This is a genomic window from Brevibacillus sp. HB1.2 (assembly GCF_013332495.1).
GTDB lineage: Bacteria > Bacillota > Bacilli > Brevibacillales > Brevibacillaceae > Brevibacillus > Brevibacillus porteri.
Genome location: NZ_JABMIU010000001.1, coordinates 200,313 through 214,392, shown reverse-complemented (window position 1 = coordinate 214,392; position 14,080 = coordinate 200,313). Strand labels below are relative to the sequence as shown.

At 45.0% G+C, this 14,080-nt stretch carries 12 protein-coding genes; 10 read left to right on the top strand and 2 right to left on the bottom strand.

The genetic code is table 11. The features are described from left to right. Positions 1-169 precede the first annotated feature (169 nt). Complete coding sequence (locus HPY28_RS01015) at positions 170-598, top strand: MarR family winged helix-turn-helix transcriptional regulator (protein ID WP_017248478.1); 429 nt, start codon at positions 170-172, stop codon at positions 596-598. Positions 599-867: 269 nt separating this feature from the next. Here HPY28_RS01015 and HPY28_RS01010 read toward each other — a convergent pair whose 3' ends face one another. Further along, a complete protein-coding gene (locus tag HPY28_RS01010; protein WP_017248479.1) occupies positions 868-1,545 on the bottom strand; it encodes a GNAT family N-acetyltransferase in 678 nt (225 codons plus the stop codon). A 441-nt stretch (positions 1,546-1,986) separates the two neighbouring features. Here HPY28_RS01010 and HPY28_RS01005 point away from each other — a divergent pair, with 441 nt between their 5' ends. From HPY28_RS01005 to HPY28_RS00965, 9 genes are all read left to right on the top strand, one after another. Continuing rightward, a complete protein-coding gene (locus HPY28_RS01005) occupies positions 1,987-3,099 on the top strand; it encodes an NADH:flavin oxidoreductase (protein ID WP_174229910.1) in 1,113 nt (370 codons plus the stop codon). A 223-nt stretch (positions 3,100-3,322) separates the two neighbouring features. Next, the gene (locus tag HPY28_RS01000) at positions 3,323-3,691 is read left to right on the top strand and encodes a nuclear transport factor 2 family protein (RefSeq protein ID WP_017248481.1); all 369 of its coding nucleotides are present in this window, start codon (positions 3,323-3,325) and stop codon (positions 3,689-3,691) included. Between the two features lie 191 nt (positions 3,692-3,882). Then, positions 3,883-4,704, top strand: coding sequence for a helix-turn-helix domain-containing protein (locus tag HPY28_RS00995; RefSeq protein WP_238144719.1), 822 nt, complete (start codon positions 3,883-3,885; stop codon positions 4,702-4,704). A gap of 241 nt (positions 4,705-4,945) precedes the next feature. After that, positions 4,946-6,685 (top strand): ABC transporter ATP-binding protein, encoded by a 1,740-nt coding sequence (locus HPY28_RS00990; RefSeq protein WP_174229909.1) that lies wholly within the window; start codon positions 4,946-4,948, stop codon positions 6,683-6,685. Next, the gene (locus tag HPY28_RS00985; RefSeq protein ID WP_174229908.1) at positions 6,682-8,556 is read left to right on the top strand and encodes an ABC transporter ATP-binding protein; all 1,875 of its coding nucleotides are present in this window, start codon (positions 6,682-6,684) and stop codon (positions 8,554-8,556) included. The genes HPY28_RS00990 and HPY28_RS00985 overlap by 4 nt, the downstream gene beginning before the upstream one ends. Before the next feature lie 139 nt (positions 8,557-8,695). Then, positions 8,696-9,487 carry a citryl-CoA lyase gene (locus tag HPY28_RS00980; RefSeq protein WP_174224566.1) on the top strand — a complete coding sequence of 264 codons (792 nt, stop codon included), beginning with the start codon at positions 8,696-8,698 and terminating at the stop codon, positions 9,485-9,487. 36 nt (positions 9,488-9,523) lie between these two features. Then, entirely contained in the window at positions 9,524-10,672 is a 1,149-nt protein-coding gene (locus HPY28_RS00975) for an acyl-CoA dehydrogenase family protein (RefSeq protein WP_174229907.1), read from the top strand. A gap of 265 nt (positions 10,673-10,937) precedes the next feature. Further along, positions 10,938-12,359, top strand: a complete 1,422-nt coding sequence (locus tag HPY28_RS00970; RefSeq protein ID WP_174229906.1) for a serine hydrolase domain-containing protein — start codon at positions 10,938-10,940, stop codon at positions 12,357-12,359. Positions 12,360-12,383: 24 nt separating this feature from the next. Continuing rightward, complete coding sequence (locus HPY28_RS00965) at positions 12,384-13,220, top strand: M55 family metallopeptidase (protein WP_173621817.1); 837 nt, start codon at positions 12,384-12,386, stop codon at positions 13,218-13,220. Between the two features lie 52 nt (positions 13,221-13,272). Here the strand turns inward: HPY28_RS00965 and HPY28_RS00960 are convergent, their stop codons facing one another. Beyond that, positions 13,273-13,935 carry an S-layer homology domain-containing protein gene (locus HPY28_RS00960; RefSeq protein ID WP_174229905.1) on the bottom strand — a complete coding sequence of 221 codons (663 nt, stop codon included), beginning with the start codon at positions 13,933-13,935 and terminating at the stop codon, positions 13,273-13,275. Positions 13,936-14,080: the final 145 nt, after the last annotated feature.

The window sequence follows — 14,080 nt, the reverse complement described above, 5'->3', positions numbered from 1 at the left end:
CATTTTTTCACAGCCCTCATGGAAAGTGAGGGCTTTTTTGTTTTGGCTTCCAGTCCGATAGAATCGAACAAAAGAAGTATTAGTGACGAGAGTTTGGAGCGTGATACCTTTCTGTATTATAATGAAACGGATTAACATGATATATAGTCGAGAACAGGTGGAATTTACTATGAAAACCGACCCTAATCATGAACTTATAAACGATTGGTTGGCTCTTACTCACATTACTGAAAGTATTTCCAATATGCTTGAAAAAGATTTACGAGAAAATTACAATCTTTCTTTAAAAGAGTTTTACGTCCTTTACTTTTTATCGAAAGAAAGTAATAAAACACTGAGGTTACAACAATTACAGGAACGGGTTGGATTAAGTCAAAGTGCGATATCAAGGCTGGTTGGAAGACTGGAGGCAAAAAATTGCAGAGCTTTACAGAGGAATGTATGTGAAGACGACCGTAGAGGCGTTTATACTCAGTTGACCGAATTAGGTGAAGAAAAACTCCAGAGATACCTCGTGACGATGAATGAAATTCTCCAATCTGCTTTTTCAGATGGAAAATTTGATGAAGCATTACAATTGTTAGTGCAAAAGAAGTAATTGCAAAAAGCCACCATTTCCTACCCAACGGAAATAGCGGCTTTTTTTCGTATATGTCTGATGAAGATAATGTTTTAGATTGATCTATTTAAAGAAAAAGCGGTGGTTTATGACCATGAAAGTAAAGTCTTAGACAGCCCCTGCTGTTTCAGCGTGTTATTCAACTAAGGTACTCGTTGCTTTAACATGTGATACGTTTCACCACGCTGTCTGAAACGGTAAGTTTTAAGGCATGCTTTCTGGAATGGCCTTTCATTTTGATGTAAACCTTAATAGATTGAAATATCCGTTCCATAAAAGTGAAGACGAAGGCGTTTTGCAATGGACAGCGAAGAATAATTATCCCATGATGTACTATATAAAGGAATCCTTTGAGACCGCCTTATCGCTTGGGCCCATGAGGACGTTACGTGCATTGCATATCCTTTTCCTCTATAATCTTTCAATGTCTCGACTCCGGCCTCTGCAGCCTTATCGTTACTTCTTGCGCTAAAACAGACAGATACGGCCATGTTGTTTTCCGTCACCATAAAACAAGGTCCTCGAAACTTCAGTTCCGATAAAAGGGTAGGAAACCCTGGTTCCAAGCAGTATTTATTCTCTTCAGTGACCAAGGTGGCGTCTGTGTAATCCTTTACGGTTTCATGAAATGTAAAAGCCGGCCCCATCCATAAGTCTCTAATTTCTCTGTCTTTCTCCAACGCGTGAATAACATTAGACAGTCGCTTGGTTGAATCACCCTGATTCAGGAATTGTATGATGTCATGGATTATGTGATTTGGTACGTCGCTGTGAAATCTTACAATACTGCCAGCAACGGTCTGTCCCCAAAAAAATCGAGGAGCAGGCTGGTTCGTTGGCTCATTAATCGTTGTGATACGTCCAGCATGATCATGAATATAGAGTACTCTTGCTTGAATGCTCATTAGTTCTAAATGGTTGTACAAATGCTTACCTCCTCTATTGATCACTCACCCTTTCGCTGTACAATTTAATTATCATCAAAGATCACTCGCTCTCGGCATAATCTGTATTCAAGATATCATCTTTCAGAAGCAGTTTGAATTGTCTTTTTTACGTTTCAACAAATAAACTTGCCGTCATTTGAGATACGGTTCTCCGTTTGATCTTAAACTAATCTCCCATTAGTTATAGGGATCGCCGTTACACTTATCGGTTGACAGGTGAAAAAGGATGATGGTAAATTAGATGCGTGCGCATGCATTTAAAAACATTAGAAAGCTCTACTCACAAAAATCAGTAATGGAGTGGGGGTTTCAAAGGTGTAGAGTTAACAAATCCTAATATAATGTGATGTTACATCTATTGCACAAGAGTGATAAGGAAAAATTAGTATGAAAAAATAGTGAAAAGAAAGAGGGAATCACATGAATTCGTCAAAATCTGTAACAGCGTTATTCACCCCGTTTGAATACAAAGGACTGAAACTTGAAAATCGGTTTGTTATGGCACCCATGACCCGCAGTTTTTCACCGAAAGGGATTCCAGGGCCCAATGTAGCTGACTATTACCGTCGACGCGCAGAGAACGAGGTGGGCTTAATCATCACCGAAGGAACGCTAATCGAGCATCCAGCTGCGGGTGCAGACCAGAATGTCCCCCATTTCTATGGAGAGGAAGCACTGGACGGATGGGCACGCGTTGTTCGAGAAGTACATGAGGCGGGCGGAAAAATTGCTCCGCAGATTTGGCATACCGGCATGGCTCGCCAAAAAGAGAAATTCCCAGAATTAGATGCCGAACCAATCGGTCCTTCTGGTCTAAGTCTTACTGGTGAAAAGGTATCAGAACCACTCAGCATCGAAGAAATCAACGATCTCATTCGGGCTTACGCACAAGCTGCTTCTCAAGCTAAGAAAATTGGTTTTGACGCAGTGGAAATTCACGGGGCACATGGCTACCTGATTGACCAGTTCTTCTGGGAAGTCACCAACAAGCGTACAGATGAATATGGCGGTGATCTCGTAGACCGCACCAAATTTGCTGTAGAGGTGATTAAGGCTGTGCGGGACGCAGTCGGTCCAGACTTCCCGATTATTTTTCGATTTTCCCAATGGAAACCGAGCGATTATCAATCCAAACTGGCAAAGTCGCCTGAGGAATTGAAGCTTTTCCTTACACCTCTGTCCGAAGCCGGTGTGGATATCTTCCATGCTTCCACCCGACGCTTCTGGGAGCCGGAGTTTGAAGGCTCTGAACTAAACCTGGCAGGCTGGACTCGTAAACTGACGGGAAAACCAACGATCACCGTTGGATCTGTTGGATTGGACTCTGAGTTCCTGAGTCTATTCACCGAAGGCAAGGGTAGTCAGCCCGCTAACATCGATAATCTGATTGAGCGTATTGAGCAAGAAGAGTTTGATCTTGTGGCAGTTGGACGTGCGCTACTGAGTGATCCGGCTTGGGTATCAAAAATTCGTAACGGGAATACCGAAGAACTTCAACCATTTACGCGAGAAGCATTAACAACATTGAGCTGAGCGCTATTTTACAACAGGCAGCTTCTGTAAATAGAAGCTGCCTGTTGTGTTCGTGCTCCAAGACCAATTACCATTCACCACTCCATTTTTGAGCTAAATAAACAAATTCATTGAGCTTATTAGCAAAGGAATGATCGTAATCCCCTGATATTCTTGATGTATGAAGGGAATGTCGATAAAACATTCCCTTCATACTGGAAAATCAATTGAGGAGGATTGCCAGATGAGCAGAGCACCCATCAAAGATTACGAGGAAATTCTGGAAGTGATGAATAAGTATGTGGAAGGAATCGCCACTGGAAAAAGCGAAGTCATGAAACCAAGCTTCCATAAAGATGCGATTATGTATGGATACGAACCTATTGGTTTGGTGGAAGGATCTATTCAATATTTATATGATTATGTGGATCAAGCGGGTCCTGCACAAAATCTTCAAGCAAGAGTGGATATCCTTGATATTGAAGGCACGGCCGCTTGCGTTCGTGTCGTTTTAGAAAGTTCAGATGGCGCGGTATACTCTGACTTTCTGCAATTGCTGAAAATAAACGGCGAATGGAAAGTGATTGCGAAACTGTTCCACCGTCATACGTAAACCCAGTTCTTAAAAGCCGATCACGTCAGAAAAAGACAAACCCGTCTAATCTTGCTTCCGTGCAAGGCAGCGGGTTTGTCATTCTGATCGGAAGGGGAAGGAGGCGACTATTTTTGTCTGTAGGAACCACTAGGATAATCAAGGCGCCGCAAGGGTTAACGAAAACAGATTTTAAAATTGGAAGTCTAAAAATGAAAGGGATATCTGTGATCGACTTCTGCTTTGACGCAGAAGCCACAACAGGGACGATGTTTCTAAAGGATCATCTTTTGTTAATCGTTCTTCAGGGAGTGTACACGATTCGGTACGGTGATCAAGTATACAAGGTCCGCAGTAATGAAATGATGTTTCTGCAGAAATCAATTGCAATCGAATTTGAAAAATCGGGCGAGCTGGATTCAGGGGACGGATTGAATGGTTTGATGTTTTTCCTAAAAGAAGAGATACTGGATGATTTCATCAAATTAGGCGATATAAAGCCCACTTACCCTGAGTCACCAGTACCAGTATCGGTGAATCCGGTTAATACGTGTATTTTGGAATACGTCGAATCATTAGAGCCCTATTTTGATAATCCAGATGAAATCGTAGAGGGTCTTGTTAAGGTGAAAGTAATGGAACTGTTGTTTCATGTGATTGATGCAAATGAACAGATCTCATCCCAGCTCTTGCAACCTAAGAGAAAAGAATGGAATAACATTGACAAGGTAGTAGAGGAAAACCTGATGAATCCCGTTTCTCTTCACGATTTGGCTTATTTATCTGGACGAAGCTTGTCGACGTTCAAACGGGATTTTCAAGTTATGTACAATACATCCCCTATAAAATGGATTCGTAACCGCAGACTAGACAAAGCCAAAGAACTTCTTACAAATACGTCATTATCCGTTACAGATGTCTGTTTCTCCACTGGATTCGAAAACGCTGCACATTTTTCAAAAGTGTTCAAGGACAGATTTGGTTTTCCCCCTTCCGAACTCAAAAAAGGAAGTGGGCTAAAAAGAACGATGTAGTACCATTCATAAGAACAAACTACGAAACGATTCTGATAAAGGGTCGTTTTTTTCGTCGAGTGGGATACAAAAAAAGAACCAGTGGAAAAGCGCATGGGCAAATCCAGATGTAAGAGCTCCTTCGGTAGTCCCTATGGTAAGTGCAGGCAGCAATCAAGCGTACATCGCAAATACATGCATACAACCGTAAGGCGATTGGAATTGTAGTATGGAAGAGGCAGGAAAGGGAGCGTGTATCTGTATGATGAGGCTGTTTCGATACTTGACGTCCTACAAATGGCCGATCACAGCGATATTGGTGCTTGTATTCGTCCAATCGTTATCCGATCTGTACTTACCAACATTAATGGCGGATATCGTTGATGTCGGGATTGTGCATGGCGACACCTTCTTTATTTGGAAGGTTGGCGGTTTTATGCTGCTCGTCGCTGCTGGTGGGGGCTTATGTGCCATCGGAGCCAGTTACTTCTCATCCAAGGTTGCCATGAGTTTTGGTCGTGGGCTGCGTGCCAAGGTGTTTAACCAAGTAGAACACTATTCCATGCAGGAGATCGACCAAATTGGTACAGCCTCGCTCATTACGAGGACAACGAACGATATCAATCAAGTCCAGCAGGTTTTGATCATGATTTTGCGTATCATGGTGGCTGCTCCCATGATGTGTATCGGTGGAATTATTATGGCTTCATCCAAGGATGCCAAGCTGACGCTTGTTCTTGCAGTAGTTGTTCCCATTCTAGCTTTAGCTATTTTCCTGATCGCACGCAAGGGGATGCCTCTTTTTAAAGCCATGCAAAAGAAGCTGGATAAGCTGAATTTGGTCGTGAGGGAAGGCTTGACGGGAATTCGTGTGATCCGCTCGTTTAACCGTATAGATTTGGAGAAAAAGCGTTTTAACGAGGCGAATACTGATTTGACACAGACAGCGATTAACGTGAATCGAATCATGGCAGCCTTGATGCCGATTATGATGCTGACTTTTAACTTGTCTGCCGTTGCCATTCTTTGGTTTGGTGGCATTCGTGTCAGTAATATGGATCTGCAAGTTGGTGATCTCATGGCGTTCATCCAATATGCGACGCAGATTATGTTCTCATTGGTTATGCTGTCGATGATCTTCGTCATGGTTCCGCGTGCTTCTGCATCCGCTATCCGAATTAACGAAGTGTTGGATTTACATTCGACCATTTATGATCGCTCTGAGCCTGTGACGCAAACGAAAACAACAACGCCAGGCACGGTGGAGTTTCAGGATGTGACATTTTCTTATCCTGGTGCGGAACATCCCGCATTGACCTCGATCACCTTTACAGCTCGTCCGGGGCAGACCACCGCGATTATCGGAGGGACAGGCTCCGGTAAATCGACGATACTCAATCTGGTTGAGCGATTCTACGATGTGACTTCCGGAGCCATACGGGTAGACGGCCTTGATACACGTGACCTGCCTCTAGAGCAATTGCGAGCAAAAATTGGTTATGTCCCACAAAAAGTGCTGCTCTTTTCAGGCTCGATCGCTGACAATATTCGCTTCGGTAAAGAGGACGCGACAGACGCCGAAATCGAGCATGCCGCGATAATTGCGCAGGCAGGCGATTTTATTGCGAGTATGAAGGGCGGATACGAGGCACACATTTCCCAAGGCGGTACGAACGTGTCCGGTGGACAAAAACAACGGTTATCGATTGCGCGGGCAATTGTCCGACAACCGGCCATCTATATGTTTGATGACAGCTTTTCTGCGTTGGATTTCAAAACAGATGCGTTATTGCGAGCAGCTTTAAAAGAAGAGATCGAGAAGAACCAATCCACGTTAATCATCGTGGCTCAGCGGGTTAGTACTGTGATGGACGCAGACCAGATTATCGTGCTGGATGAAGGCTCGATTGCGGGTATGGGTACACATCAAGAGCTCATGCAAAACTGTGAAGTCTATCAAGAAATCGTACGATCCCAACTGACAGAGGAGGAGATCGCATGAGTGAACCGCGAGGAGGTAAGCAAGCTCCAAAGGGTGGCGGCCACATGGGTGGACCGATGGGAATGGTGATACCAGGAGCAAAAGCAAAGGACTTTAAAGGTACACTCAAGCGTTTGATCGGTTACTTTCGGCCACACCGTATACAGCTGATCATCGTGTTTCTGGCTGCCGTTTTGAGTACGATCTTCGCCATTGTTAGTCCCAAACTGATGGGGAAGGCGACAACGAGTCTTTTCGCAGGCATGATCGGTCTCATGCAGGGACAGCCTAAGGAAATCGTATTTGACTTTGGGTATATTGCAAATATCCTGCTCCTATTAATCGTCTTGTATGTCATTAGTGCGCTGTTCAGCTATTTGCAGCAATACGTGATGGCAGGAGTATCGCAGAAGATCGTCTATGACATGCGTGAGCAGGTAAATGAGAAATTGTCCCGCCTGCCGCTGAAATACTTTGATTCGAACATGCATGGGGATATTTTGAGCCGTGTCACGAACGACATTGATAATATCAGCAACACGCTCCAGCAAAGCCTGACACAGCTCATCACTTCCATCGTGACGATCATCGGTGTCATCATTATGATGCTGACGATTAGCCCATTATTGACTCTCATTCTAATTTTGACGTTGCCGCTCAGTGCCATTGCTACGAAACAGATCGCCTCGAAATCACAAAAGCATTTCATCGGACAGCAGAGCTCCCTTGGTGAATTGAATGGGCATGTGGAAGAAATGTTTACGGGGCATCAGGTTGTAAAGGCGTTTGGATATGAGAAGAAGTCACAGCAGACATTTGATCAAATCAATGCCAAGCTGTACGAAGCCGGATGGAGGGCGCAATTTATATCAGGGATTATCATGCCGGTAATGAGCTTCATCGGAAATATTGGCTACGTGCTCGTCTGCATTGTCGGCGGGATTCTCGCTACGAACGGTTCCATTGAAATCGGGGATATCCAAGCCTTTATCCAATATACTCGTCAGTTCACGATGCCCATTGCGCAAACCGCGAACATCGCCAACCTGATCCAGTCGACGATCGCCTCAGCGGAGCGGGTCTTTGAGGTTTTGGATGAAGAAGAGGAAGTGCCTGAAAGCACGCAACCAGTCACGATCGCAGCGCCTAAAGGTAAAGTGGAATTTCAGCATGTCAAGTTTGGTTATAAAGAAGGGCATTTACTGATGCAAGACATCAATCTCGTAGTAGAACCTGGACAAAAGATTGCGATCGTGGGCCCAACAGGTGCGGGTAAGACGACCATGATTAATTTGCTGATGCGCTTTTATGAGCTCAATGGCGGAGCGATTCTGATTGATGACGTTGATATTACACGCATGAAACGAAGCGATCTTCGCTCTCTGTTCGGCATGGTCCTGCAAGATACGTGGCTGTTTAACGGAACGATCCATGATAATTTGGCCTATGCAAAACCTGAGGCCTCTGATACAGATATCTTTCGCGCAGCGAAGGCGGCTCGTGCCGATCACTTTATTCGCACGCTACCAGAGGGATACAAGACGGTGTTAAATGAAGAGGCCTCCAATATCTCCCAAGGGCAAAAACAGCTGTTGACCATCGCTCGTGCTATTTTGGCAGACCCTACGATTCTGATTTTGGATGAAGCAACAAGCAGCGTTGATACACGGACCGAAGTGCATATCCAGGAAGCGATGAATGAACTGATGAAGGGACGTACCAGCTTCGTGATCGCCCATCGACTGTCTACGATCAGAAATGCAGACTTGATCCTCGTCATGAACAAGGGAACGATCATTGAACAAGGAACACATGACGAGTTGATGGAGCAAGAGGGCTTTTATGCTGATTTATACAACAGTCAGTTTGCAGAGTCCACATCAGCAGGCTAAAATCGATGCTTTACACGAAACCGCCAAGTAAGGGCGGTTTTATTGTTGGGAGAGGAAGTGTACAGGGTGGCATGGTAATTGCTTGTTAATATGTCAAACAGGTAAACCAGCTCTATGTATACGAAAGCGAGGAAAGAAAATGGAATTTCAGACAAACATCGGTGTATCAAAATCAGACAAGATTTATGTTCATGGCTATGATTTGACAGAAGATTTAATGGGACAGATCACGTTGGCGGATATGGCATTCCTAGGAGCAGCACACCGGAAGCCTACCCAGAATGAATCAAAGATGTTGAATGCATGCATGGTTGCCATATGTGAACATGGATTTACGCCCAGTTCGATTTCCGCACGTTTGACCTATCTGGGAGCACCGGAAGCTGTGCAAGCTGCAGTCGCAGCCGGATTGTTGGGGGCGGGTTCAGTCTATCTAGGAGCCATGGAATACGTTGCTCAAATGCTTCAAGAAGCGTTGCAAAAGTACGGTGCCGATTGCGACAGAAAAGAGGTCGCCAAACGAATCCTGAAGGAACGTGAAGAAAAAGGACTGCAAATGCCAGGGTTCGGACATCCGATTCATAGACCTGTTGATCCACGCACTGAAAAATTGTTTGCATTGGCAGAGGAGCTAGGGTTTGCCGGAAACCATACGGCTATCATGCAAGAAATTCACGAACAATTCAGCACGAAAAAAGGCAAACGGATCACACTAAATGCGGCAGGCGCGATTGGAGCTGTGCTGTCGGATATGGGGTTGCACTACAGTGTCGTGAAATCATTTGCAGTCGCGGCGAGGGCCGTCGGACTAATTGCCCACATTGTGGAAGAAATCGAATCCGGCAGGAAAGATTGCATGGCACAGAAGCTATACGACTTTGTAGAGGAGAACACCCTCTACACCAATCACATACCGGACGAAGTGAAGTAGTAAACCGACGTCACGGTAAGAAGGGGAGCGGATGACATGAGCGTTACATTCAGCAGTGAAATAGAAGAGCTGCGCAAAGCTGTGAGGAGTTTTATCAGCGAGAAGGTCGAACCAGTCGCTGATCTTATTGAACGCGAAGATCATATACCAGATCAAATCATCGATATGTGTAAAGAAGTGGGATTGTTTGGCCTGAGCATCCCCGAACAATACGGCGGACTCGGTATTGATATGCTTGGAAAATGCGTCATTTTTGAAGAAGTAGGGAAAACAAGCAATGGGTTTACGACCGTCATTGGTTGCCATAATGGCATCGGTTCTGTAGGGATTGTCGAGATGGGCACGGAGGAGCAAAAACGAAAATATTTGCCGCGTATGGCTACCGGTGAAATGATTGGCGCTTTTGCTTTAACAGAACCAAGTGCAGGTTCAAATGCGACTAATTTAAAGACAAGGGCTGTACGAAAAGCAGACAAGTTCATCCTGAATGGCTCCAAACATTACATCACGAATGCGCCCATCGCTGGCATTTTCACGGTCATGGCTGTCACCGATCCTTCCAAGGGAGCAAAAGGGATCACCTCCTTTTTAGTCGAGAAAGATTTCCCAGGCTTCCAGATCGGAAAAATAGAAGAAAAGATGGGCTTACGGGGCTCCCATTCGGCTGAGATATTCTTTGAAGATTGTGAAGTGCCTGTAGAAAACGTTCTTGGCCATGAGGGAATGGGCTATACCAATGCTCTTAAAATTTTGGCGAATGGACGGGCGGGATTGGCAGCCAGAAATCTCGGTTCTTGCCAAAAACTACTGGATATGTCTATGAAATATGCGATGGAGCGCATCCAATTTGACAAGCCGATTTTTGAACAACAAATTATCCAGCACTACTTGGCAGAAATAGCACTGGACTGCGAAACACTGCGAGCGTTTACGTATCATGTCGCATCGCTCGTTGATCAAGGCAAACATGTAATCAAAGAAGCCGCGATGGTGAAACTGTTTGCCTCCGAAGTCTATAACCGTGTGGCAGATAAAGCGGTACAAATACATGGGGGGATCGGATACATCAAAGAATACCCGATCGAGCGTTATTACCGGGACGCCAGAATTACTAAGATTTATGAAGGCACCTCGGAAATCCAAAAGAACATCATCGCAGGTCGTTTATGTAAGGAATACTCGTAATCAAGTGAAAAGAGGGAATGCTGGATTTGACCAGCGACATTTCAGAGCCCGGCGTCATACAAGACGAAGGGCCATTTTTTATTTGACTGCGATTTGTTATCAATATTTTTTATTTTCAGAATTATATATTGTTGTTTTTTCATCTGCCGCTTATAATTCTACTAGTGCGCAAACTTCATATCCATATTTTTTTGAAGTGTATACTTCGATATGAAACCTGAAATTGCTTTCCTGTTTGTAAGAAATGAACCTAAGGAGGCATGACATGAAGATGAATGAGTGGGAAGCGTCGTTTGAAGCATACGTCCAAAGGCTGATGGATGATTTTCAAGTTCCCGGTGCAATTATTGCCGTAGCCAAAGACGGAGAACTCACTTATGAAAAAGCGTTTGGTTATCGGGACCGCGAAAAGCAAGCTCTTATCGATCTGGATACGGTATTTGGCATCGGATCAATTACGAAGTCGTTTACATGCATGGCGATCATGCAGCTTCAGGAAGAAGGAAAGCTTTCTGTGCATGATCCGGTTATCACCTATTTGCCTGAGTTTCGCACACCGGATGAAGCCCAAACGAAAAGGATCACCATTCATCATTTCATGACACATACCCTCGGATTTCCACCACTTCCATCTCTCATTCCCGCAATGCTACCCAGCTTACAAGCCGATCCGACAGCAGAAAAATTACTTCACCAGTTTGAAGTGCAATGTAAACACCCAATCGATACCTTCGAAGACCTCATGGCATATATAGAGAAGTTGCCCTTTGAATTGTTGGGACCTGCTGGGACAGAATTCAGCTATTCGAACGAAGCTTTTGGCTTGCTTGGGGCGATTATTGAGTGTGTCAGCGGCAAACCATACGAAGCCTTTGTCCAAGAGCATATTTTACAGCCACTTGGCATGGAACGCACGGTATTTCATGTGGAGGAATTAGGCGAGGACGACAATACTACCATGCTGTACACACGGCCCATGAATGATGGAGTTCGTGAAGTAGTACGTGCCCCTGGTTGGTGGGATGCACCTTCCATGCGTGCTGCAGGCTTCCTCAAATCGTCCGCACGTGACATGCTTCGGTATGCGGATGTTTATCGGACAGGCGGGCTTTCAAATGGAGCGAGAATCATCTCGGGAGATAGCGCCTCCCAAATGACTACGCCTCATGTCCGTATTGACTTGAGCCGCAGCTATGGTTACGGACTCGGCGTGTTTCCATTTTCCGAAGATTACACCTTACTTACCCATACCGGCGGCTTAAAAGGGATGACCGCGCAAATGTTCATCGTTCCAGAGGCGGGAGTAACCGGCATTCTTTTGACCAACATGGATGATGCCCCCATTTCCAATCTGACATTAGGTTTGTTGAACAGCATGTTCGGTCGCCCGCTCGAGACGCAGTTCGCCACGTTTTCCGATTGTGAAGTGCCGCTTGCTTACTTGCAGCAATGTCCCGGTACATATAAATCCGGAGAAGGAGACGTAGTAGAGATCAGATTCGATGAAGCACAGAGACAGCTCGTACTCGTTCTAGGCAGTGATGTGTTCCCGCTGCGTTCTGTTGGCGAAGATACGTTTCTGTTCACGCGTCACAACGTCGATTCACTCATCCGCTTTGTTCGCCAACCAGACGGTGAGATCAAGCGCTTGGCGTTGGGATCGCGTCAAATACCGAAAGAAACCTAATCAAAGATAGGGAGGTAGTTTCTCATGAAGGTGTTTATTTCGTTGGACATGGAAGGGATCTCTGGACTAAGCGAATGGGAGGATGTTATCCCCGGACGCAGACATTACGAAGCGGGGAGAAGACTTCTGACCCAAGATGTTAATGCGGCAATTGAGGGTGCACTGGAAGCAGGAGCTACCCAAATTATCGTCAATGAATCTCATGGACCGATGAACAATATCATTCTGGAAGAATTGCACCCACAGGCAGATGTCATCCGTGGTTTTTTCAAGCCTCTCTGTATGATGCAGGGGATCGACAGTAGCTGCGATGCCGCATTTTTCATCGGTTATCATGGAAAAGCGGGTACAGGAGATGCGGTACTCAATCATACGTTGTCTGGGCTCGCTATCCATCGGCTTATCTTAAATGGCAAAGAAGTGGGCGAAGCAGGTTTAAATGCAGCAATCGCGGGAGCCTTTGGTGTTCCAGTCGTACTCGTTACCGGAGATTCCCAAACATCCCAAGAGGTCGAAGAAGACATCCCTGGAGTCTTTACAGTCGCTGTGAAGACAGGAATAACGGGGCTCTCGTCGCAAGCGATGCATCCCGTTCGTGCGAGAGAGTTGATCCGTCAGCAAGCAAAAGAAGCATTGCTCCATCGCAGTACAGTGAAACCGCTCGAGCAAAGAGTAGAGAATACGATAGAAGTAGAGTTTACGAAATCACAATTTGCCACAGCAGTCAGCTGGATGCCAGGAATTGAACTCATCGAAGGACGGACGGTACGCTTCCATTCGCCTGATCTTGTTAGCATGATGCCCGTTTTGCAAGCGATGCTATTGGTAACGGGGCAAGTGAATCGGATGATTACTGGTTAAGTAAACCAAAAATGCAGCTCCTCATCACGAGGATCGCTGCATTTTTTTCGTTTTAGTTCAGAGGCTTATGGCTTTTCAAATACGCAAGGGCATTATATATCATTTCGGCTGCCTCTTCACGCGTGATGTGCTTTTGCGGATGAAGCTTGTTTTCCTTATCCAATTCGATAATATCTCTTGCCAAAGCTCGTTGAATGGAGCCTTGGTAATCTACGGTGAGTTCATGATTATCTTGGATTTCTACCGGTACTAGTTTGATCATGGGCAGATTACCCTTGGTCTCCATGACTCTCATTAGCTGGTGAATGAACTGCTCTTTCGTCCATTCTGCATTCGGATCGAGATCAGCTGGTAACTCCAATCCGTTCGCAGCCGCTATGATCAGACTCTCTGCATACCAAGCATCGTTATCTGCTTTGGAAAAAAAGTCAGTGGCTTGTGGCGCCTTTACAAAACGGATCGCTGCCAGACTCAAATCAAAGGCATTTACAATCAGTTGAACACCTTGAGCAGCCGTTATCGTTTCGTTAGGGGCAAATTTGCTATCATCTACGCCTTTTATCACACCTTGTTGCTGTAAGGCAAGAATTTTATCTTTCGCTCCCGAGTGGGCAAGATCCGTAAAAGGAGTCATTGCAGCTAAGCTTGGTTGGGCGAAAGACACAGTTAACAAAGCAATGATAGAAAGAGACATCATATTTTGTTTGATATTCATGGTAGCCACCTCGTCAATTTTTGAAGTTTCACTCCATTTGACGAGGAACAATTGACAACGTTTCAGTTTTCTTTCGCACTCCTTTTCCAACAAAATGATTTAAGGAAAATTTTATTTTTTACCCACGATTTCATTTATCATTGCC

Excerpts from the sequence above, each read along its gene's own strand:
- HPY28_RS00980 (WP_174224566.1), top strand. The coding sequence starts at position 8,696 with ATGGAATTTCAGACAAACATCGGTGTATCAAAATCAGACAAGATTTAT.
- HPY28_RS00960 (WP_174229905.1), bottom strand. The coding sequence starts at position 13,935 with ATGAATATCAAACAAAATATGATGTCTCTTTCTATCATTGCTTTGTTA.
- HPY28_RS00985 (WP_174229908.1), top strand. The coding sequence starts at position 6,682 with ATGAGTGAACCGCGAGGAGGTAAGCAAGCTCCAAAGGGTGGCGGCCAC.
- HPY28_RS00975 (WP_174229907.1), top strand. The coding sequence starts at position 9,524 with ATGAGCGTTACATTCAGCAGTGAAATAGAAGAGCTGCGCAAAGCTGTG.
- HPY28_RS00990 (WP_174229909.1), top strand. The coding sequence starts at position 4,946 with ATGATGAGGCTGTTTCGATACTTGACGTCCTACAAATGGCCGATCACA.
- HPY28_RS01005 (WP_174229910.1), top strand. The coding sequence starts at position 1,987 with ATGAATTCGTCAAAATCTGTAACAGCGTTATTCACCCCGTTTGAATAC.
- HPY28_RS01015 (WP_017248478.1), top strand. The coding sequence starts at position 170 with ATGAAAACCGACCCTAATCATGAACTTATAAACGATTGGTTGGCTCTT.
- HPY28_RS01000 (WP_017248481.1), top strand. The coding sequence starts at position 3,323 with ATGAGCAGAGCACCCATCAAAGATTACGAGGAAATTCTGGAAGTGATG.
- HPY28_RS00970 (WP_174229906.1), top strand. The coding sequence starts at position 10,938 with ATGAAGATGAATGAGTGGGAAGCGTCGTTTGAAGCATACGTCCAAAGG.
- HPY28_RS00965 (WP_173621817.1), top strand. The coding sequence starts at position 12,384 with ATGAAGGTGTTTATTTCGTTGGACATGGAAGGGATCTCTGGACTAAGC.
- HPY28_RS00995 (WP_238144719.1), top strand. The coding sequence starts at position 3,883 with ATGAAAGGGATATCTGTGATCGACTTCTGCTTTGACGCAGAAGCCACA.